Origin of the sequence: Geobacillus sp. FSL K6-3411 (assembly GCF_037965715.1) — a bacterium.
GTDB lineage: Bacteria > Bacillota > Bacilli > Bacillales > Anoxybacillaceae > Geobacillus > Geobacillus thermodenitrificans.
On sequence record NZ_CP150187.1, the window covers coordinates 2,024,083 to 2,046,650 of the forward strand.

Sequence of the window (22,568 nt, forward strand, 5' to 3'; positions counted from 1 at the left end):
CTCCTCTTCGCAACCGAGGATAGTCAATTTAAAAGAAATGTCTATTTTTCATCACCCTTCTAAAGATGGCTTAAGATTTCGAAGAGTTCACCTCCTCGTACATACATCTTACTATCTTAGTTTTTTGATAAATTTAATTAAATGTAAAAAATTCTACAATTATATTATTTTTGTAAGATACTCGGATTTTTTATTTGTCTATCCCTTAAATTTATGATAACGTTGTTTTTAGCACTTTCATAAATCGCCTCTAGCAATTGAATCGAGCGGAAGCCATCTTCAGCTGTCACCGGAGGCTTTGTTCCATGGATAATGGCATCAATAAACAGACGATCCTCTTCCTTATATCCCCATTTTTCTTCAATGGATAATTGATAGAAATCATGAATGTGCGCCGCCTGCTGCAACCCTGGGGCATACATGACTTTTTCGAGTTCTTGGGTTGCGACCGTGCTATACTTCCCATAAACCTCCAAACTCTCAAACGGAAAGCTCCATCCAGCATGAGCATACGTCACAAAATTGACGATCGTCCCCGAGACAAATGTCATCATAATCGCGAATGTATCTAATTCCTCTGTCGAAATGTTTTGTTTTGCTTCGCAGTAAACCGTTTGTACTTCACCAAATAAATAACGGCATAGATCCATCAAATGGAAAGGAGTTTCATACAAGAAGCCTCCCGTCACCTTCGGGTTTGCCGTCCAAGGAGGATTTAACAGTTCGCCGCGGTTCATTTTTACATGAGCCAAATAGGGGGTTACCTCCCCGGAATCAACCAATTCCTTGACTCTTTTATACACCGACGCATACCGGCGGTTCATTCCCAAGTTGTAAATCGCCTTTGATCGTTCAGCCGCTTGCCTGATCTGCTCTGCCCCCTCCAAAGAAGTCGCCATCGGTTTTTCTGAGAACACATGCACATTGTTTTCCAGACATTTTAGTACCGGCTCAACATGCATCGTGTTTGGCGTCGTCACGTAAACAGCATCTACACCAAGATCAAATAATTCCTCGAGGCTTTTGACCGCTTTTGCTTCCCCGGCTTCCTTCGCCAATGAAGCGGCTCTTTCTTCCACAATATCCGCTACCCCAATAATTTGAACCCGCTCATCTTTCTTTAGGATCGACGTATGTACCTTGGCAATCCCTCCGGCTCCCAAAATCCCTACTTTCACCCGAGTCATTATTTTCTCCTCCTCATCTCCGTTGTAGCAGGGAAGCGCTTTCTAATACATCGAAAACAATGGTTATTATGTCCATTAATAATAGTGCAATCTAATCTCCATCGAACTTTTTTGAGCAAGCGCTTTCCTTTTGTTTTTTATTTTACCCTCAACCTATTATTTTATCAAGTATTTTTTTCTAAATTTATAGAATTTTTATTAAAAAATAAAAGAACAGCTATTTACAGCTGTTCTTCTCATTAAATTTAACGTTTTCTCCGGTGACATCTATTATTCCATAAAAACAATCTGCTCACATCCTTACGATTTCACTTTAGCGATATGACAGGCCGATTTCCTTACCACTAGATGAGGCGGCAAAATGATCCGCTGTTTCGTATGATTGGTCTCTTCAATTTGGGCAATTAGCAGGTCAACCGCTTGCCTTCCCATTTCTTCAATAGGTTGGGCGACTGTCGTCAACGGCGGGTCGATAATGGCCGATAAAATCGTATTATCAAATCCAACCACTGACAGATCATCGGGAATGCGGAGTCCCAACTCTTTGGCCGCCTGATAAATGCCAACGGCAAGAGAATCAAAACAGGCAAAAATCGCTGTCGGCCTTGGGGTCGACTGCAACAGCTCCATCGCCGCCCTTTTTCCATCAGCCATCGAATAGTCCGTATATACAATCCAAGATTCTTCGCATTTCAAGCCGTTCTCTTGAAGCACCTGCTGATAGGCCTGCAGCCTGTATTTATCGCTTGTGCGACTTAAATTCCCAAGCATGATCGCGATCTGTTGATGTCCTAGGGAAACAAGATGCGAGACAGCCTGATATCCCCCTAAAAAATCATCAACTCTCACCACGTTAATGGCCAGCTCCGGGATGTCTTGGGCAATAAAAACCAAAGGGAAATTCTCTTCCAACAGCTCTTTGATCATTGTATAATTGTTCGTTGTGGTTCCGATAATGATGCCATCCACGCTTTTTTGGCGCAATAAAGAAAGATACATTTCTTCCGTCTCCGGGTTGTTATCCGTATTGCACATCAGAACGTTAAATCCCTGTTCTCTCCCCCGATCTTCCACTTTCCTAGCGATTTCAGAAAAAAATGGGTTTGCTACGTCAGGGATGACAAGGCCAATCGTTCTTGTCCGCTTCCCAGTCAACGCCGAGGCGACCATGCTCGGTTGATAATGCAGCTCTTCCATTACCCGAAGGACTCTTTTTCTCGTTCTTTCACTAATGCGCCCGGTATTATTGAGCACCCTTGATACCGTTGAAATGGATACACCCGCTTTTTTTGCTACATCGTAAATGGTTACTTTCATCGCTCATCATTCTCTCCATCTGTTGTAGTCAAGCTCGTTAGGTAAAGCGCTTGCTCTCTTTAATGTTATTCTAATCCTTTTTCCACTTTCTTTCAATGATTTTTTCGATTTCGTAATAAATGAAACCCATATAAAAACCGGCCTAGATTGACCGGTTTTAAGCAAAAATATTGTCATTTCTCCTACCTCCCCCGAAACACCGGCTTCCGCTTTTCTAAAAAGGCGCGGACGCCTTCGCGGTGGTCTTCGGTTTGCCGCATGCGCTGTTGGGCGTCGGTTTCGAGTTCGAGCACGCGAAGCAAATCTTCTTTTGTTTGTTCGACGTACAACATTTTCGTGGCGATCATGGCTTGAAGCGGTTTTTCTTGCAAGGAAGCGATTGCTTGTTCCGCCTGTTGTTCATCTTCGACGATGAAGTCAATCAGCCCGAGCTGCTGCGCTTCGTCCGCGCTCATCGGTTTTCCTTCCCAAATGATCTGTTTGGCTTTCGCCGTGCCGACCCGCTGGGCCAAGAAGAAATGCCCGCCGCCGTCTGGGATGAGGCCGATGCCGATGAAATTCATCGCCAAGCGCGCTTCTTTCGTGGCGATGAGGTAATCGCTCGCCAAGGCAAAGCTGAACCCAAGGCCGGCCGCTGGGCCATGGATGAGCGAAACGGTGATTTTCGGCATCGTATACAAGAGCATGATCATCTCCTGAATCGTTTTCATCACGGTTTGAAATTGGCTCGGGTCATCAACCGCCAGCATTGTCTTAATGTCGCCACCCGCAGAAAATCCTCTCCCTTTGCCGCGGATGACGACAACGGAAGCATCACTTTCCTTGATTTTCCGCAGCGCGTCGACGAGTTCCGTTAGCATTTGCACATCCATAGCATTTAACGCCTGCGGGCGGTTCAGTTCCAATATCGCTTTGTTTTGGTCAAATGTCAGCACAACCGTTTCCATGGCTCTCCTCCTCTGAATGATGATTCATTTCTTTTCATTCGCCATGAAGATTGTTTTTTCCTTGTTGGCGGCAAAAATATCATGTTCTCCAACACATCCATGCTTGACATCTTCATCTACTTGTAATAGCTTCTATGTCGGTGTTGCTTTTTTTCGAAGCACAGCGTGCCGATAAAGGAGTGGATCGCATGAGAAATCCAAGTGTACGAAACATCTCGTTTTATGCAGCGGCGGCGTTGATCTTCTCGATGATGGTCTACAACGTCTTTTATCATCTAGGAACATTCCCGATTTCAAGCTGGGACGAAGCGCGTCATGGCGTCAATGCATACGAAATGCTGAGGCATGGAAACTTGATCGTCAACACATACCTTGGGCATCCTGATTACTGGAATTTAAAGCCTCCTGTTAGCTACTGGGCGATCATGATTGGCTATAAACTCGTTGGGATGAACGCGCTTGGTTTGCGGCTGATGTCTGGCATTTGCGCTACGCTCACGGCCGTTGCCATTGCGCTATTTGTGAAAAAACGGTTTGGAAGCATGGCCGCGATCGTCTCATTGCTTGCCTTGTCTACTAGCACCCAATATCTTCTCAACCATTGCGCTCGCACAGGAGATGCGGATTCGCTCTTTGTATTCTTCTTTACGTTATCCATCCTTTCTTTGCTGGCCGCCAGACGGCAGACGCGATGGTTGTATGCAGCGGGCCTTGCCTGTTCACTTGCTTTTTTAACGAAAAGTTGGCATGTGGGGAACATTCTGTTGATCATGGTCTTATATTTTCTCATCACTAGGCAGTGGGAGTCAGGACGCTGGCGCGCATGGTGGAGGGCAGCGCTCACCTTCGTTGTTCCTGTGCTCGCTTGGGCTTTTGCCCGCTATCACTATGATGGATTCAGTTTTTTTAAACAAATGATCGGATATGACTTGTTGTTGCGCTCCACTCGGCCCATTGAAGGTCATATCGGCGATGAAACCTACTACGGCATCATTCTTGTTCATTTTTTCTTTTGGTGGCTGGCGCTCTTGGTCGGAATCATGGTCATCAGTTACATGCAAGGCGTTCGTCTTTTAGCGTTTGAAGGAACAGACCATCGATTGAAAGAAGATGTGATCGGGATTTTGCTTTGGATTTGCGTCCCGCTTCTCATGTTTACCATAGCTAAGACGAAAATCAGATGGTACATCCTCCCTGTCTATCCGCCGCTTTGCATGTTGATGGCATTTGCGCAAGTCAATTATGGAGAAAAGGAACGTGGGGAGCGCGGGGAGTGTTGCTGACTGGACTGTTGTTCGTCGCATCGTTTTACGAAACGTTCAACATTATATCCATCATCCCAAGCCAAATTTCGAACTGGCATTGCTTCAGCAGACCGCCCAAATGCCTGTTCATGGATACGAACTGTTTATGTACCATCCGTTGCACGAGAAGGGTCGCTGGCCGCAAAATGCGGTCTTGACAGCAGAGCTTGCGAATGACCTCAAACCTCGGCACGGAGGGCTGAAAACGTTCTTGCATACAAGCCGAAGCCTGCTTCTCGTGAAAAAAGCATGGTTCAGCAAACAGCTCGAGCATAAATACCACCTGTCTGTTCTCGCCTCGAACCGTTGGGGATATATTTTGGAAAAGCACGCTTAAACATACAGCCTTGGAGTGCCACTCTCTCCAAGGCTGCGCAACTATTCTTCTAGAATTTTAGGAACAAACTTTACTCCAATCTCTTCTCATCCCGCTTAATTCTGGTTAAAAATAATCAATTTCAACTCCGTCATTTCCTCGATCGCATAGCGAATCCCTTCGCGGCCAAACCCGCTTTCTTTCACGCCGCCGTACGGCATATGGTCAACGCGGAACGTTGGGATGTCGTTGATCAACACGCCGCCAACGTGCAACTGTTTTGCCGCTTTCCACGCGGTATGAACATTATCCGTGTAGATGCCCGCCTGCAAACCGTAGCGCGAGTCATTGACAAGCGCAATCGCCTCGTCGATCGAGCGAATGCGGTTGATCAAAACGATCGGAGCAAACACTTCTTGACATGACACTTTCATTGTCGGTTTGGCATCGACAATGACCGTCGGAAGCAGAATGTTGCCGTCACGCTCACCGCCAAGAACGACATTTGCGCCGCCTTGTTTCGCTTCCTCAATCCAAGAGAGCGCCCGATCGACATCGCCTGGCGTGATTAATGCCGACACATCGGTCGCTGGATCAAGCGGATCTCCCGTTTTTAACCGCTTCGCTTCGGCGACGAATTTTTCGACGAACTCATCATAGCGATTTTCATGGACATAGATGCGCTGAAGCGAAATGCACACTTGCCCTTGGAACGTGAAAGCACCAAATACGCAACGCGGGATGACGCGATTCAGATCGACCTGCTCGTCGACGATCACGGCTGAGTTTGAGCCAAGTTCCAACGTAACCCGCTTTAAGCCCGCTTTATTGCGGATCGCGATGCCCACTTCCGGGCTGCCGGTGAACGTAATCATACTGATGCGCGGGTCGGTGACGATTGCATCGCCGACCGTTCGGCCGCTTCCGGTGACGACGTTGAGCGCCCCTTTCGGCAAGCCCGCTTTCTCAAATAGCTCGGCGATAAAGTAGGCCGACAGCGGTGTTTGGCTAGCCGGTTTCAACACAACGGTATTGCCTGAAGCGATAGCCGGCCCAAGTTTATGGGCGACTAAGTTCATCGGGAAGTTAAATGGGGTGATCGCCCCGATGACGCCGATCGGTTCACGAACGGTCATGGCGATGCGATTTTCCCCACCCGGCGCCGCGTCAAGCGGCAACGTTTCCCCATGGACGCGCTTCGCTTCTTCGGCGGCAAATTTATACGTCTGAATCGTGCGGGCGACTTCTCCTTTCGCCGTCGTAATCGGTTTGGCTGCTTCCAGCGCGATCAGCTTCGCTGCCTCTTCTTGCCGCTCTTTCAGCTGCTCGACGACCCGTTCTAAAATCGCTGCCCGCTCATAGGCCGGCATGGCGGCCATTGTCTGCCGCTTCGCGTACGCCGCAGCGATCGCTTCATCCACTTCTTGTTCCGTTGCTGCTGGGATTTCGGCAATCGTCTCGCGTGAATACGGTGATTTCAGTTCAGTGTAAGACTTCGCTTCCCGCCATTCGCCGTTGATGTATAATTTCATTCTTTCCACTACTCTTCCATCCCCCTCTAAACTTGTATTGCATAAAATATCATGTCCATCATTGTTTAGTTCGTCATTTGTTGAAAGGAATCCTCTTTCCAATCCGAAAACCGTTTGAATGGTCAAAGGACGCTTTGACGCTCCTCTAAAGCCTCATTGCCTGTATCCAAATTTGAAGACGGGAATAAATAGGACAAAACAATGATGGAAACGATGCTCGCTCCAATTCCATACATAATCGGATAGGTTGAACTTAATCCCTCTACCGCCAGCCCAACTAACACAACGATGGAACTAAGGACGATGGAATAAAAACCGGCTTTCGCTGTAACACGTTTCCAGAAAAAACCGAGAATCACTGGGACGAAAATGGCTCCTGACAAAATGGCATAGGCGACATCCAACGCGACAAGCACGTCTTGAATCCAAATGGCAAAGGCAATCGCAATGATGCCAATCGTTAATGTCATGATTCTAGACAACAGAACAAACTTCTGATCGCTGATATCTTTTAACCAATACTGCTTCAAAATATCATGTGATAAGAGGGTAGAGGAAGCAAGCAACGTTCCTGAGGCAGTGGACATAAGAGCGGAACATACGCTTGCCAAAATGAGCCCTAATAAACCGTGTGGCAACATCTGTAATGACATGCTGGCAAATACATTTTGCGGATCGCCAATATTTGGGAAAACAATCACGCCGCACATACCGATGACGCTTAACGCTAGTGCATAGGCAATGCTGTATAGCCCAGCATATACCGCACCACTCCGAGCAATTTTCTTCGTTCTTGCCGTAAACACTCGCTGCCAAATATCTTGTGATACAACCATTCCTAATGTATAGAGCAAGAAATATTGGAAAATATTCGCCCATCCCATGGAGGTGAGATCAAAATGGGATGCTGGCAATTGTTCCAAAAGTGATTCCCATCCGCCGACATGGGACAAACTTATCGGCAACATAATAAAGAAAATACCAATGGTCATGACGATAAACTGAATGATGTCCGTCATCGTCACGCTCCACATTCCTCCGAGAATCGTGTAAAACAACACAATTCCGCCCCCGACTAACATCGAAACAGTCATGTCCCAACCTAAAACGGCATGAATGATGGTGCCCATCCCAATCACTTGTGTCACAGACACCATCAACGTATAAATGGCCGCAACTAACGCGCTGATCAAACGAGTTTCCTGGTTGTACCGGCGCCCAAGGAGCTCACTAATCGTTGTCACATTGGCGCCGTAAATTTGGTTCGTAAAAAACAAACCGAGCACCGTGATGCCCAAGCCGATCATAAAGACAAACCACATGCCTGAAATCCCAAATTGATATCCTAACTTCGCCGTCCCAATCGTTGAAGCACCACCCAAAATCACAGCGGACAGGCAGCCAAGATAAACAAATAGCCCAAGATTTCGTCCCGCCAATGCAAAATCTTCCGCTGTCTTCGCACGCCTTGCCCCCAAAATCCCTGCGACAACCAATACGAGAAAATAACATAAAAGAACCCCTGTATCCAGTGTACTCATCGCCATTCCCCCATCCTCTTTTGTCAAAAGCCTCTCCCTTTTCGGCGACTCAATCATCAATGCGATCAAAGAAAGAGGCTCCTTCAGCTGAAGAAAATGATAGAAGGTGCTCTCCATCTCTCGTTCAAGAACCGTTGGATGGTGAGCCCCCTCCTAAACACTTTTTGCTTCTAAAGGCAGACTGCATTCATTGAGTGAGGTGTGATATCCATCCTTGAATCCGTCAGTCCAAGTAGTTCTATCGCTTTTTACCTTTAAGCCGTAGATGACACGCCCCCCAAAAATCTCTTTCATTTTCCAGACACGAATGAATGTACACCGATTTCTGCTTCATATTCTGTCAACGCTTCATCCAACATGCTTAATCCTTCGTCAATCTGTTCTTTTGTCACGATCAGCGGTGGGATCATACGAATCACTTCACCTTGATTACCGCATAGATAAAAGAGAACTCCTTTTTGCAGACAACGGTTTAAAATATTCATGACTCCTTCTCCATTTGGTTCGAGGGTGTGCGGATGGACGATTTCGATGCCGATCATGAGTCCAATCGAACGCACGTCTCCAATGACTGGATGGTTTCTTTTTAACACGTCCAGCTTTTTTCGTGCGTATTCCCCCATTTCCCTACAACGTTCCAACAACTTTTCTTCTCGAAATACTTCTAACGTTGCCAACGCCGCCTCACATGCAATGGGGTTGCCGCCAAAAGTTGTCCCATGGCTGCCGAGCGGCCATTGTTTCATCAATTCTTTCGAAGCCACTGTTGCACTTAGCGGCAGTCCAGAAGCGATCCCCTTCGCAATGGCCATAATGTCCGGAGTGACGCCAAATGTTTGAGCGGCAAACCATTCCCCTGTACGTCCAAATCCTGTCTGCACCTCATCAAAAATAAGCAAAATACCATGGCGGTCGCAAATTTCCCTCATTTTGCGTAGCCATCCTTTCGGAGGAACGATATATCCCCCTTCTCCCAATACCGGCTCGACAATCATGCATGCCACTTCTTCCGGCGTCACTTGATGGGCAAATAAAGACGCCACATCACGTTCAAGCTTACGGGCGAAGTACACGTCCAGATCCTCTCCTGCTGGACAATGTTTTGGATTGGCATATGGAAGTTGATACGTCAAGCCGTTGGGCTGCAAGTATTTCCGGTATTTACTTTTCGATGTACTGACGCTAAGCGCTCCTAATGATCGTCCATGAAAACACCCTGTAAAGGAAATGACATACGGCCTTCGCGTCACATGCTTGGCTAGTTTTATAGCTCCTTCAATTGCCTCCGTTCCGCTATTCGCAAAAAAGAAGCAATCAAGCCCTTCAGGCATAATGTCGGCAAGCTCCTCGGCCAAGCGGAGAATCGACTCATACATGATGACGCCGCTTGGACCATGCATTAGGCGGTCTGCCGCCTCTTTGATGGCCTGCACCACCTTTGGATGACGATGACCCGTATTGGCCACAGCAATACCAGAAGTAAAATCAAGATATTTTTTTCCATCCAATCCGTAATAGTAGCAACCTTCTTCCTTGATCACCGGCAAGTTCGGATGATCTTTCGCCATCGTTGGCGCAAGCAAATCATGCATTTTGTGAAAGAGAGGCATCCAGTTGCCCTGTTTCATGTACATCCTCCTTCAATCAAATGATTGATTCATAGAACCCCACATGAACAAAGTATTGCTCCCCCATCTAAGCATGAAAAGCGGTGGTTGGGGGGATGTGTATTTTCATAGACCAGATTCGCAAGTTTCGTGCCATCTTTTTGTCTTTTTTATATTTTCAGTCAATATTCTATATCGATCCCTATCCCTCCTGCTTTAATCAGTTCCTATCATGGCTCTCCCTCACATCCTACCAACCGATCTAATTCGTTTTTGAATCAAAAAATTCATTTTTGAATCAATATCAGATCACTTTTTCTTCAGCCCCCTTTAGCATCATAGTGCTTGTCAAATGAAAAAACCGTACCACGAAAAAGTGGTACGGACGTGATTCTTGGAGCTTTTTAACTGTACAACTAGATTTCCATCAAATAGCGCCCCCTTCTCTTTGGACCGGCTCCATAATGATCGCAGCCACTTCTTCTACTGGAACTTCCAAGAGAAAAAATCCCCAAAAAACTTCACGGCAAATCTACAGCCAGAAAAAAGGGTTTTTCACTTCTTTGATAAAGTTAGTAATAGAAAGGTCGATAGACTTACGAGGAGGGAAACTATGCAACGTGTCACCGACATCTTGGAACTAGAGTTGGATGCGATATTAAAATCATCCACAGACAATATTGTGATTACAGACGAAAACGGCATTGTTCTTCGCGCCAGCCCGAATTGCTTATCCATTTACGGAAAAGATGTCTCATGTTTAGTGGGAAAGTCTGTTTATCAATTGGAAAAAGAAAATATCTTTTGTCCTTCCGTTACAGCCAGAGTATTACGAGAGAAAAAAGAGGTCCAATTGATGCAGCAAACCACAACCGGGCGGGTTGTCATGGCGACAGGCGTACCCGTGTTTGATCAACAAAACCGCATTGTACGTGTGATCAGCTTTTCCCATGATTTAACCGAGCTGGAACGCTTGAAAGAAGACTACGAAAAGCTGAGAAAACAGATGGAACATTATCAAACCGAAATCGAGGAATTGAAACCACAAAATATTGTCATCCAAAGCAAAGCGATGGAACGAGTTTGGAAGTTAGTGCGCCGTGTCGCCCAGTCCGATGCGACTGTTCTTTTCCTCGGTGAGTCTGGAGTCGGAAAAAACGTGTTTGCCCGTTTCCTTCATCTTAGCAGCTCCCGTCGAAACGAACCATTTATTGAAGTGAACTGCAGCGCGATTCCCGAGTCACTGTTCGAATCAGAAATGTTTGGGTACGAAAAAGGCTCGTTTACTGGCGCACAAAAAACCGGAAAACCAGGATTGATCGAATTAGCTGACCAAGGAACGCTTTTCCTTGATGAAATTGGCGAACTTCCACTTTCCATGCAAGCCAAACTACTCAAAGTACTGCAAGAGAAAAAAGTGATACGCGTTGGCGGAGTAAAAGAACGAACCGTTGATTTCCGCTTAATCGCCTCCACCAATCGAAACTTAGAGGAGATGGTAAAACAGGGAATTTTTCGCCAAGATTTGTTTTATCGCTTACATGTGATCCCGATTTATGTCCCTTCCCTGCGCGAGAGAAAAGAAGATATTTTTATGTTAGCGCAATACTTTTTAGAAAAGTGTAATCAAAAATACCATATGGATAAATACTTCCATCCGTCCATTGTGGACCATCTCGTTCATTATCACTGGCCAGGCAATGTGCGGGAGTTGGAAAATATGATCGAACGATTGGTCATTACTTCCGAAACAAAAGCCATTTATCCGGAATATCTTCCTTTTTCTGTCCAGAAGCATTCAGAGGTTGCGTCAACCCCTTCACTAGCAGAAAAAAGAAGTGAACCATCGACACTAAAAGAAGCCGTTGAACAAGTAGAACGGCAATGGCTGCTGCGTGCAGCCCAACAATGCAAAACAACATACGAGATGGCTGATTATCTTGGCATTAGTCAACCGACGGTCGTACGAAAGTTAAAAAAGTACCGTATTGATTCAAAAATGAATTAAGATTCATAGCTCCCACCCCGTTGTTTCGTTTCAAAAATCTGTAAGAGACGGGCTCATCATTATTAAAGAAACGAAGCCGTTTGCGAATGGTTTGTTTTTCCCTTCTTGGCACGTGTTTTGCTTAAACGAATTTGAGAGCATTTTCACTTCCTAAGGAGGTTGGGACATGTACAAACCAAAAGATTCTTCCCAGTCGCCCCGTTTTTGCGGGGTTCGTACCTTTATGCGATTAGAACAGGTCAAAACAACCGACCATGTGGATTTTGTTGTGCTCGGTGTGCCGTTTGATACCGCGGCCTCAAACCGCACTGGTCAACGATACGGCCCGCAGCATATTCGAAATTTTTCCGTCCTGCTTCGCCCTTACAATCCCGACATGGATATTGATATTTTTGCTTATTGTTCGGGTGTCGATTACGGGGATGTGGATGTCGTTCCCGGCAATGTGCTGCGCACATACGATCGTATCGTTGAAGAGCTGCGCCCATTGTTGAAGAAAGATATCATCCCGATTCTCATGGGCGGTGACCACTCTATTACATTGGGACACTTGCGCGCTTTTTACGAACGCTTTGGGCCTGTCGCACTCGTTCATTTTGACTCGCATAGCGATACGTGGGATCATTACTATGGAGAAAAATATATGCACGGTACGCCGTTCCGCCGCGCTGTTGAGGAAGGATTGCTCGATGTAGATCATTCCATTCAAGTCGGTATGCGCGGACCGCTTTACAGCGCCGATGATATCGAAGACGCACGGCGGCTTGGTTTTGAAGTCATTCCGATGAAAGAAGTCCGCCAAATTGGTTTTACAGAAGTGATGCGTCGCATTCATCAACGCGTTGGGAACAAACCCGTTTTCGTTTCCTACGATATAGACTTTGTTGATCCTGCGTTTGCGCCAGGTACCGGCACACCAGAAGTGGGCGGGCCGACGAGCTACGAGGCGCTTGAATACGTAAGAGGACTCGATGGGCTAAACATCGTCGGATTTGATCTCGTCGAAGTATTGCCTGCTTACGACAGCGGAGAAATTACAGCAGCATTGGCCTCTGCAATTATGTACGAGATGATTACGCTTGTGGCATTAAAGAAAAAGCGGTCACAGGCCAACAATTTGTCAGCAGCGACAACACCATAAAAACCATTTGGTTGAAAAGGAGTGGCCTTCCCTGGCGTACATCAGTGAAGAATAGGACAAAGGAAGAGGATTCGCCGCTTTTCCTGAAACAAAATATGTTAACATCAGCCAATATAACAAACCGCTCGGATGTTGTCCGTCATACTTCTGATTTCGTCCTTAGGACGAAATCAGTGCATTTTTTATTCTTAATATTAAAATAAATTTAACGGTTTATTAACAAAGGATTGATTCCCCTTCCTCTTTCACTTCATTATGCTGATGGCCACATTATTCATTCCTGTGTTTGTCATTGTGCTCGCTAATTATGTTTTATTAAAAAAGAGATACAACGCGAAAAAGATTTTGTACGCTACAATCCAGGGGTACTTAAAGAGACGACTTGGGCATAAGATGACTCGATTTTCGACCTATGAGCCAGCTGTTTCAAACATTTCTTACATAGCTTACGAATGCATGGAAAATATATACTAATCTCTTATGTTGTATCGAAAATGACCGAAAAGTCCATTTCCCCCTTTTGAAAAAGCCTCGTTTTCTCCGGAATCCGAACTAGTATTGGTGGATACGGCCCTTGGATGCGTCAGTCTGCTGATTTGTTGGACGTGTCTTTTTCGAAACGAGCCAGATATTTGACAGTTCGCGAGGCCGAGATTCTTGCTGCCTCACTCGCCTGGGAATCCCCCTTTCATGAAATTCCCCATGGCACAAGTAATCAATCATAACACGGTTTATATCGATGCAAGCAATCCAACAGAAACGTCTTCATCTTTCCGTTTTTTTCGTTTATCTTCGATTTAAGGAGCGGATAGAGAGGAAATGACCATAGCTAACATACATGGGCGAGCAGAAATCGTTCAAACAACTTTAGATCTGTGCCGATGTCAAGCATTAACAAAAGCTTTCCACACTACGATGAGTGAGCAACAAACAGCTCTTGGTCAAAAAGAGGTTGGGAGGGAACGACGAAAAATGAACATCAAAAAACTTATCGACCTCTCCATGCCGCTGACATCCCAAACTCCCGTTTATCCGGGAGATCCAAAGCCGCACCTCGAACCGATAGCGACGTTTTCCGCTGACGGCTACCATGTCAGCCGCCTTGTGCTCGGTTCGCATAGCGGCACCCATGTCGATGCACCGTTCCACTTTTGCGAGCACGGCTGGCGGTTGGATGATGTGCCGCTCACCTATTTTTTAGGTCGCGGCGTTGTGATCGATGCCACGGGGAAAACGGAAGGAGAAGCGGTGACGATGATGGATGCCGCCGTGTATATGCCAAAGTTGTCGCCGGGAACGATCGTTTTGTTTCACACCGGTTGGTCGTCATACGTCGGAACGGAGCGGTATTTTCGCCACCCATACGTCGCGCCGGATGTCATTGAAGCGATGCTCGAACGGGGTGTTCGCACATTTTTTATCGATGCCCTGAACATCGATCCACCGGACGGCTCTTCATTTCGCGCCCATGAACTTATTCTCGGCGCCAATGGGGTGATTGGGGAAAATTTCGCAAACTTTGATCAAATCGATTTTGATGACCCGTACATTATCGCCCTGCCCCTTTCCTTGCCTGGCTGCGACGGTTCACCTGTTCGGGCAGTGGCGGTGCAGTGGGAGTGACAGAGGGAATCAAACATATGAAACGCCCCGTATCTTTTTTGATGCGGGGCGCGCTATCTTTCGTTATTTGATCCACTTGATGACTCTCGCCGGATTTCCGCCAACGACCGCGTTAGCGGGAACGTCTTTCGTCACAACGGCGCCTGAGGCGATGACAGCGTTGTCACCGACTGTGACGCCCGGGTTGATCACAGCCCGGCCCCCGATCCAAACGTTATCGCCGATAGTGACCGGTTTTCCGTATTCGCGGCCGCTGTTCCGCTCGTGCGGGTCAAGCGGATGCGTCGCAGTATAAATGTGCACGCCAGGACCGATAAAACAATGATTGCCGATCCGCACTTCACAGACGTCCAAAATGACGCCATCAAAGTTCATGAAAAAATGTTCACCGACATGGATGTTATATCCATAATCACAGCGGAAGTTCGGTTCGATGTACAGCTGTTCTCCTGTTGAGCCGAACAATTCTTTTAACAACTGAACCCGCTTTTCATATTCTGTTTCCAATGTTTCATTATACAAGCGAACGAGTCGTCTCGCCCGCTCCCGCTCTTTCACGAGCTGCGGATCGGCAGGATTGTACAAGCGGCCAGCCAACATATTTTCTTTTTCTGTGCTCATCAGATAACCTCCATCTGCAAACGTATTTCCTGTGCGAAACCTAACCTGTCTTGCCTTGTTAGGATGGCATCACCCTCTTTGCCGGCGTTTCCCTTCCTTATAGTAGGCGTCCATCACGTCCTTAGGCACCATACTTCCACCCGTGGCCCAGCAAATATGGGTGGCTTGGTTCATTTTTTCTTTCAAATGGTGCTGCTCGAGATACATGTGCGCCGCTTGGTCTTGACACAAACGAACAGGCCCTGCGACCCCTGCCAATGCCGACGGCTCTAATCGGATCTTCTCCGTATCAATCATCGCCGCAAGCAGCTGATAAAGAGTGGAATCGTCCACTGTATATACGCCGCTGATAGCGTTTTCCAACATCTTTCCGACAAATCCCGACGGCCGGCCGACCGCTAGTCCGTCGGCTTCCGTCTTGTTATCAATACCAAAATCCTGCACCGATACGCGATCGTGTTCTCCTGTCATCAGCCCAAGCAGCATGCAAGGCGAGTGGGTCGGTTCGGCGAAAAAGCAATGCACATGATCTCCATACACAAGTTTTAAGCCAAACGTCACCCCACCCGGTCCGCCGCCCACTCCACAAGGAAGGTACACAAACAGCGGATGTTCTTCATCGACGATGATGTTCATATCCTCTAATTGTTGTTTCAACCTCAACGCTGCCACTGCGTATCCTAAAAACAACTGAGTTGAATTCTCATCATCGATAAAATACGATGTTGGGTCCTCAGCCGATTGTCTTCTCGCCTCTTCTACCACTTTGTTATAATCGGTGAGATGTTCGACCACCGTCACCCCTTTGCTTCGCAACAACTCCTTCTTCCATTGTTTGGCATCCGACGACATATGAACCGTCACATGAAATCCAAGCCGTGCTCCAATGATCCCGATGCTAAGGCCTAAATTTCCCGTCGAGCCGACAACAAGCGAATAGCGGGAAAAGAACTGTCGAAACTCCTCGTTAGCTAGGAGCGTGTAGTCATCTTCTACAGAAATCATGCCGTTTGCGAGCGCGAGGTCTTCGGCATGTTTCAAAACTTCATAAATCCCCCCTCTCGCCTTGATCGATCCGGAAATAGGAAGATGGCTGTCGCATTTGAGCCATACTTCTCCTTCGATTGGTTGCCGAAACGTCTCTTCCAAATATCGTTGCATCTTTGGAATTTTCACTAACGGCGATTCAATGATTCCACTAGTGTTTCGCGTTTCCGGAAACACTTTAGCGATATACGGGGCAAAGCGCGCTAACCGCTCTTCGGCCTCCTTAACATCGCGTTCACCGAGCGAAAGATGTCGAGCAGCTTGATCAAATGAATGATAGTTTGGATTTGTCCAAAACACTTCTTCCGTCTGCATCATCTGTTCCAGCAACGGAAGTTCCTTTACCCATTTCTCGATCGTTTTGCCTGCCACAATCCCGTTCTCCATCTGGCTCCTCCTTGTCCATATGCGATGTAAAAAACATCTATTTCTAGTATAATAGAAAACAATGATCACTGGTATAGAGGGGGGAACTCACCTTGAACATCGTCCCAACGAAACAATTGGACCGCGCTCTGGTCAATCAGTTTTTCACCGACCATTGGGGGAGTCCGGAAATGGTTGTCTCGACTGGTGTTTATCACTGCAACGAGCTGGATGGATTTGCCGCTGTCGAGAATGGACAGCGAATCGTCGGGCTCATTACGTTCCTCATTCGCGAAAACGAATGCGAGATCATCTCGTTAGACAGCATAGTGGAAAATCAGGGCATCGGCAGCGCCCTTTTGCGTGCGGCAGAGACATGGGCGAGACAACAAAGATGTGCCGCTGTTCGATTAATTACGACGAATGACAACTTGCATGCGCTTCGTTTCTACCAAAAGCGTGGCTATCAAATCGTCAATGTCTTTCCGAATGCTGTCGACAAAGCACGGCAAATCAAGCCAAGCATTCCCTTCATGAGCCCCGATGGCATTCCGATTCGGGATGAGCTGTTGCTTGTGAAACGGCTTGATGATAGGTAAAAGCGGCTTGATGAAAACAAACCATTTTCTTCTGTAAATAATTTTTTATTGTACTAAAAACTATTCTTTCTCAATCAAAAAAAGTATTTTTCGCTGCACTTGCCATGGAAGCACTGTGCCTTTTGAATATATAGTGACAAACCATTGGTCTCCGATGGAACACGAGATATAGAACTGCAAAGTCGCCCAGTGTGTATATCATAGTAAGAAAGGGTGTCTCGTTGCTTTTGAGACACCCTCTATCCAAATCCTCTTCTTTCTTCTTACTCGTTTTTATGACACAAACAAACTCAAAATCAATACAACGACAAAACCGACAAGTGCAATCAACGTCTCCATGACCGTCCACGATTTCAGTGTATCTTTCACATCGAGACCGAAATAACGGTTGACGAGCCAAAAACCAGAGTCGTTGACGTGTGAAAGGATCGTTGCCCCGGCAGCGATGGCAATAACAATCATTCCTAAAATCGGACCACTTAATCCTAGTGTTTCAATTAACGGTGCTATCAGGCCAGCAGCTGTTACCATGGCCACAGTTGCCGAACCTTGGGACACACGGACGATCGCAGCGATAAGAAACGCCAGTACGATCGGTGGCAAGGAAGAAGTTGCCATCATGTCAGCTAACACTTTTCCGACGCCGGAATCGATCAAAATTTGTTTGAACACACCCCCGGCTCCGGTGACAAGAATAATAATGCCAGCCGGTTCCAATGATTTTGTGGCAATATCTTGTACTTCTTGCTTAGTGAACCCTCTTTTTTGCCCAAGCAAGTAAAACGCCAACAATGTCGCAATCGTCAGCGCGACAAACGGATGGCCTAAAAAGGTTAAGAACGTCCTTATCCCGTTCCCCTCTGGCAAAACAGCTCCTGAAACCGTATTCAACAAAATCAACACGAGCGGAATAAAAATGATGCCGGCAATCGTCCCAAACCCCGGGAGGTCTTTCTCCCATTGCTTTTCTTTCATATCCATATAATCTGGAACGGTAGCGTGAATTTTTTTGGCAATATATTTTCCAAACAGTGGGCCAGCTACAATCATCGCTGGAAGACCGGCGATAAAACCGAATAAAATGACCCATCCAAGATCAGCACCAATCAAATCTGCAACAGCAATCGGACCTGGCGTTGGTGGCACAAAACTATGCGTGACAGCTAACCCAGCTAGAAGCGGGATGCCATAATACAAAAGTGAACGCCCTGTTTTCCGCGCCAAGCCATAGACAATGGGAACAAGAATAATGAAACCAACATCAAAAAAGACCGGAATCGCAACAATAAACCCTGTCAGACCGAGCGCCCATTGTGCTTTATTCTCTCCAAACTTATTGATGAGCGTCTGAGCCAGCCGTTCGGCTCCCCCAGATACTTCTAGCATTTGCCCAAACATAGCGCCTAACCCAACAACCACTGCCACAAAGCCAAGTGTACCACCCATTCCATTTTGAATTGACTCGATGACTTTGTCTAGCGGCATGCCAGCAGCTGCACCGACAAGCAAACTAACAAGCAACAAGGCAACAAACGCATGAAGCTTTGAGCGAATAATCAAAAACAATAGTAAACTAATCCCGGCAATGACGATAAGGATCAAGGCTGAGTCAGACATTTTTCTTCCTCCTGTTCATCAAAGTCGCCTCAACTGCAAGTAGGAGAGCGGAAGAGAAAGCGTTGCTGGCAAACTCACTCTCTTCCGCTAATAAACCGATTTAGTTCAAAAATGCTATTCTCCACTCCGCCGCTGAAACGCAGCGATGATATCAAACTCCGCTTTTAACCGCTCATACAAACGGGCATACAAATCAAACAACTCTGCGTAAATAAGCGTATGTTCCTCCTTCGGTTCATGGCGAGCCGTCGTATCAATCCACGTTTTCACCATCTCTAAGGACGGCACTTCACCTAACGCATGAAGCGCCACCGCCGCTGCTCCTAATGCCGATGCCTCGTGCGTTTGCGGCACAATGAGCGGCTTACCGAGCATATCGGAAAGCATTTGCCGCCAAAATGGAGATTTTGCAAAACCGCCTGAGACGCGGATTTCCGCCATTGGTCCTGTCACGTCGCGAATGGCAAGCGCCACCGATACGATGCTGAAGCAGACGCCTTCCATCACGGCACGAATGAAATGTTCGCGCTTATGGTGAAGGCCAAGGCCAAAAAATGTTCCGCGTGCATTCGCGTTCCAATATGGGGCCCGCTCGCCCGATAAAAATGGCAAAAACACCAATCCTTCCGCTCCGGGTGAAACGCGTTCCGCATACTTCGTCAACAAGTCGTATGGATCGACGCCAAGCTTTTTCGCCACTTCTCGCTCTTGGGCGCCAAACTCATCGCGCAGCCACCGAAGCAAAATACCGCCATTGTTCGTCGGCCCGCCAACGACCCAATAACCAGGGGTTAACGCATAACAAAACGTTCGGCCTTTTTCATCGGTTGTCGGTGTGGTCGCAATCGTCCGCACCGCCCCGCTCGTCCCGATCGTAATGGCCGCCTCACCTGGGAGCACGGCACCGACACCGATGTTGGCGAGCACGCCATCGCTCGCACCGATGACGACTGGAACATCAGGAGATACCCCCATTTTATCGGCCCATTCTTTGTTCATTCCTTGCAGAATGTGCGTGGCTGGAACCAAACGAGGCAGGCGTTCGCGGCCAATGCCAAGAAGTGAAAGCACATCCTCATCCCAATCGAGCGTATCGAGGCGGAACAAGCCCGTCGCTGAGGCGAGCGAATGGTCGGTGACATAGTCACCGTACAGCCGATACAGCACATAATCTTTCACCGACACGAAACGGTGCGCCTGTCGGAATACATCCGGCTCCTCCTCTTTCAGCCAAAGCAATTTCGGCAATGGGGACATCGGATGAATTGGCGTCCCCGTCCGCCGGTAAATATCAAGTCCATGATGCTCTTTCAACAATCGCTCCGCCTGAACGACGCTCCGGTTGTCGGCCCAGATGATTAAGCGAGTGAGCGGCCGTCCTGATTCGTCAAGCGCCATCATCGAGTGCATCGCCGCACTCAATCCAATCGCCTTCACCTGCTGGGGACGAATCCCATGGCGGACCGTCACCGCCCCGACCGCTTGAATGACCGCGGCAAACAGCTCTTCCGGGTCCTGTTCCGCAAATCCCGGATGCGGCTGGATGATTGGATAATCAACCGCGTGGGAAGCTAATACCCGCCCACGTTCTCCGAAAACAACCGCTTTCGTGCTTGTCGTTCCAATATCAATGCCAATGACAACATCCTCAGAAATCGCCATCGTTTCTCCTCCCTCCTTATCTGCTTTCTCATCTGATCGATGTCCGTTCCACCAATGTCGGGGAGAAACGAAACACACGCGGTTTGCGCGTTCGCTCCTGATCCATTTGCTCGAACACGCGTTCAGCTGCTTTTTTCCCCATCGCAAACGTCGGCTGGGCGATCGTCGTCAGCATCGGCGTGTAAATATCGGCAAATGGCACATCATCAATGCTAATCAGTCCTAACTCATCCGGCACGCGAATGCCAGTTTCTTTCACGAACCGTAAAATGCCCATTAATGTTAAGTCGTTAATTGCAAACAACGCGTTCGGCCGTTCAGGGGCAGCGAACCGCTTTTGCAATTCCCCAGGCAGCTCGGCGGCCTCGGCAGCGATCACACTCCTATCATCAACTTTAAGGCCTCTTTTTTCCATCGCCATCCGAAACCCTTGAAGCCGTTCCATCCGCGGCACGTTGTGGGCGACAAGCGGCGGAGTGACAATAGCGATACGGTCATAACCATGGGCGGCCAAATAATCAACCGCCATCTCTGCCGCACCAAAGTTGTCCAACAGCACACTATCGGCCTCAACCCCCGGCACCATCCGGTCGACAAAGACGATCGGAAACCGCTCGGCGACAAGGCGATGGTAAACGTCTTCGTTTTTTCCCGTCGGAAAGACGATCAACCCGTCCACTTGTTTCGCGAGCAGCATATCGATATATTTTCTCTCTTTTTCCGGGTCATCGCCGGAGTTGCAGACGATCACTTGAAACTCACGCTTTTGGCATTCTTCTTCAATAGCGTGTAGCACTTGCGTCGTCAACATATGAAGCATATTAAACACAATGACGCCGATCGTCGCTGTTGTCTTTTGCTTCAAACTGCGGGCGATCACGTTCGGCTGGTAGCCGAGTTCTTCGATCGCCTGGGCAATGCGCTTTCTTGTTTCTTCACTCATATATTCATAGCGTTTATTCAAATATTGCGAGACCGTGCTTTTGGAAACGTTGGCCAGTTTCGCGACATCAGCCATCGTTACTTTTTTCAACAGAATCCCTCTCTTGTACTAAATCGATTTAGTTCAAAAGCGCTTTCATAAACCGGTTTAGCTTTATTATAAAACAAGTGAAAGCGGTTTACAACTATTTTCTTTATTTTATTATTCTCTCTACCCGCGGGGGTGGCAGACTTCTTTTCACACCGCCACCCACAAGAAGCTTATGAAAATAACAACCGAGCAACATATACAACACCGGTCACGGTAATGGCGCTTAATAGCGTTGACAGAAGCACCGCCTGGGCGGCGTAGTCGGGATGGCAATCATACTCGAGCGCATACAGCGCCGTGTTGCGTGAACAAGGATAGGAACTGGCGATGAGCAACGCCTGAGCAGTCACCCCCTCAATCCCTAACAGAAAGATGAATGCCGCAGCCAATAGCGGCGAAAAGAGCAGGCGTCCAAACACGCTCGCATACAACAGTGGCGGCAAAGCGGTAAAACGAGCGTAAGCGATTTGTGCTCCTAATGTAAAGAGGGCAATAGCTAAAAACGCATCAGCGATGCGTTGAAGTGGAGTCCATAAAAATGATGGAACCGGGACATGCAGCCAACGGCAAACGACGCCTAGCAACAACGCATGAAGAACCGGATTTTTCCATAGCTCGGCAACCCACTTTCCTTTTTTCCCGTTTCCTGAAACAAACTGATAAACGCCATATGTATTGGTGAGAAAGTTTTGAAATATGGTCACGACAATTTGAATGGCTGCCCCGAGTGGTTGTTGGTGAAACACAAGTTGGCTGACAGGAATGCCAAAGTTGCCAGAGTTATTCAGAACAATCGTATTTTGAAACACTGCCGCCCTGCTTCGTTCGAGTTTGAACAATTTTGCCATCATCATACTCAAAACGATCAACCCGCTGCTTTGTAAAAGAAGAAAACCGAATATAGCCGCCAACACTTTCCCGTTCAACTCGCTGTCATACACGTTGATGAACGCGACCACTGGCAACAGCACATACATATTCAGTTTGGACAATGTATTCATGTCAAAATGAAACAAACGGTGCAATAGCGCTCCCACTCCGACAATGAGCAACATAGGAACCATCACTTGAAGCAAAATGCCACTAAAAACGGCCAACAC

General features: G+C 47.4%; 16 protein-coding genes and 1 pseudogene. 5 read left to right on the forward strand and 12 right to left on the reverse strand.

Features of this window, described 5'->3' with window-relative positions:
• Nucleotides 1-164 precede the first annotated feature (164 nt).
• The 3 genes from NSQ22_RS10255 to NSQ22_RS10265 all read right to left on the reverse strand — a co-directional run bounded on the left by NSQ22_RS10255 (nt 165) and on the right by NSQ22_RS10265 (nt 3,451).
• Nucleotides 165-1,187: a Gfo/Idh/MocA family oxidoreductase gene (locus tag NSQ22_RS10255; RefSeq protein WP_081157275.1), complete on the reverse strand. Its 1,023-nt coding sequence runs from the start codon at nt 1,185-1,187 to the stop codon at nt 165-167.
• Nucleotides 1,188-1,487: 300 nt separating this feature from the next.
• Entirely contained in the window at nt 1,488-2,504 is a 1,017-nt protein-coding gene (locus NSQ22_RS10260) for a LacI family DNA-binding transcriptional regulator (protein ID WP_011231391.1), read from the reverse strand.
• A 182-nt stretch (nt 2,505-2,686) separates the two neighbouring features.
• Nucleotides 2,687-3,451, reverse strand: a complete 765-nt coding sequence (locus tag NSQ22_RS10265) for an enoyl-CoA hydratase (protein ID WP_011231403.1) — start codon at nt 3,449-3,451, stop codon at nt 2,687-2,689.
• A 188-nt stretch (nt 3,452-3,639) separates the two neighbouring features.
• Between NSQ22_RS10265 and NSQ22_RS10270 the strand changes: the two are divergent.
• A pseudogene (locus tag NSQ22_RS10270) lies at nt 3,640-5,092 on the forward strand (glycosyltransferase family 39 protein).
• Nucleotides 5,093-5,187: 95 nt separating this feature from the next.
• Here the strand turns inward: NSQ22_RS10270 and NSQ22_RS10275 are convergent.
• From NSQ22_RS10275 to NSQ22_RS10285, 3 genes are all read right to left on the reverse strand, one after another.
• Nucleotides 5,188-6,603, reverse strand: a complete 1,416-nt coding sequence (locus NSQ22_RS10275; RefSeq protein WP_339264623.1) for an aldehyde dehydrogenase family protein — start codon at nt 6,601-6,603, stop codon at nt 5,188-5,190.
• A gap of 122 nt (nt 6,604-6,725) precedes the next feature.
• On the reverse strand, nt 6,726-8,144 hold the full coding sequence (locus NSQ22_RS10280; protein ID WP_339264624.1) for a sodium:solute symporter: 1,419 nt from the start codon (nt 8,142-8,144) through the stop codon (nt 6,726-6,728).
• Nucleotides 8,145-8,434: 290 nt separating this feature from the next.
• On the reverse strand, nt 8,435-9,772 hold the full coding sequence (locus NSQ22_RS10285; protein ID WP_060475917.1) for an aspartate aminotransferase family protein: 1,338 nt from the start codon (nt 9,770-9,772) through the stop codon (nt 8,435-8,437).
• Nucleotides 9,773-10,364: 592 nt separating this feature from the next.
• Here NSQ22_RS10285 and NSQ22_RS10290 point away from each other — a divergent pair.
• From NSQ22_RS10290 to NSQ22_RS10300, 3 genes are all read left to right on the forward strand, one after another.
• Nucleotides 10,365-11,759, forward strand: coding sequence for a sigma 54-interacting transcriptional regulator (locus NSQ22_RS10290; RefSeq protein ID WP_339264627.1), 1,395 nt, complete (start codon nt 10,365-10,367; stop codon nt 11,757-11,759).
• Nucleotides 11,760-11,925: 166 nt separating this feature from the next.
• Nucleotides 11,926-12,900, forward strand: coding sequence for an agmatinase (gene speB / locus NSQ22_RS10295; RefSeq protein WP_008880004.1), 975 nt, complete (start codon nt 11,926-11,928; stop codon nt 12,898-12,900).
• Between the two features lie 972 nt (nt 12,901-13,872).
• Complete coding sequence (locus tag NSQ22_RS10300) at nt 13,873-14,523, forward strand: cyclase family protein (RefSeq protein ID WP_029761214.1); 651 nt, start codon at nt 13,873-13,875, stop codon at nt 14,521-14,523.
• 63 nt (nt 14,524-14,586) lie between these two features.
• Here NSQ22_RS10300 and NSQ22_RS10305 read toward each other — a convergent pair whose 3' ends face one another.
• Both NSQ22_RS10305 and NSQ22_RS10310 read right to left on the reverse strand, forming a co-directional pair.
• Nucleotides 14,587-15,144, reverse strand: a complete 558-nt coding sequence (locus NSQ22_RS10305) for a sugar O-acetyltransferase (RefSeq protein ID WP_008880002.1) — start codon at nt 15,142-15,144, stop codon at nt 14,587-14,589.
• 69 nt (nt 15,145-15,213) lie between these two features.
• Nucleotides 15,214-16,578, reverse strand: coding sequence for a D-serine ammonia-lyase (locus NSQ22_RS10310; protein WP_029761212.1), 1,365 nt, complete (start codon nt 16,576-16,578; stop codon nt 15,214-15,216).
• Between the two features lie 92 nt (nt 16,579-16,670).
• Between NSQ22_RS10310 and NSQ22_RS10315 the strand changes: the two genes are divergently transcribed.
• On the forward strand, nt 16,671-17,156 hold the full coding sequence (locus NSQ22_RS10315; protein WP_008880000.1) for a GNAT family N-acetyltransferase: 486 nt from the start codon (nt 16,671-16,673) through the stop codon (nt 17,154-17,156).
• A gap of 273 nt (nt 17,157-17,429) precedes the next feature.
• On the opposite strand, the gene NSQ22_RS10320 is transcribed toward NSQ22_RS10315, so the two are convergent.
• From NSQ22_RS10320 to NSQ22_RS10335, 4 genes are all read right to left on the reverse strand, one after another.
• Nucleotides 17,430-18,773, reverse strand: a complete 1,344-nt coding sequence (locus NSQ22_RS10320) for a GntP family permease (protein WP_011887549.1) — start codon at nt 18,771-18,773, stop codon at nt 17,430-17,432.
• Nucleotides 18,774-18,887: 114 nt separating this feature from the next.
• The gene (gene gntK / locus NSQ22_RS10325) at nt 18,888-20,435 is read right to left on the reverse strand and encodes a gluconokinase (RefSeq protein ID WP_011887550.1); all 1,548 of its coding nucleotides are present in this window, start codon (nt 20,433-20,435) and stop codon (nt 18,888-18,890) included.
• A gap of 28 nt (nt 20,436-20,463) precedes the next feature.
• Nucleotides 20,464-21,468, reverse strand: a complete 1,005-nt coding sequence (locus NSQ22_RS10330; RefSeq protein ID WP_011887551.1) for a LacI family DNA-binding transcriptional regulator — start codon at nt 21,466-21,468, stop codon at nt 20,464-20,466.
• 170 nt (nt 21,469-21,638) lie between these two features.
• Nucleotides 21,639-22,565 carry an AEC family transporter gene (locus NSQ22_RS10335; RefSeq protein ID WP_008879996.1) on the reverse strand — a complete coding sequence of 309 codons (927 nt, stop codon included), beginning with the start codon at nt 22,563-22,565 and terminating at the stop codon, nt 21,639-21,641.
• Nucleotides 22,566-22,568: the final 3 nt, after the last annotated feature.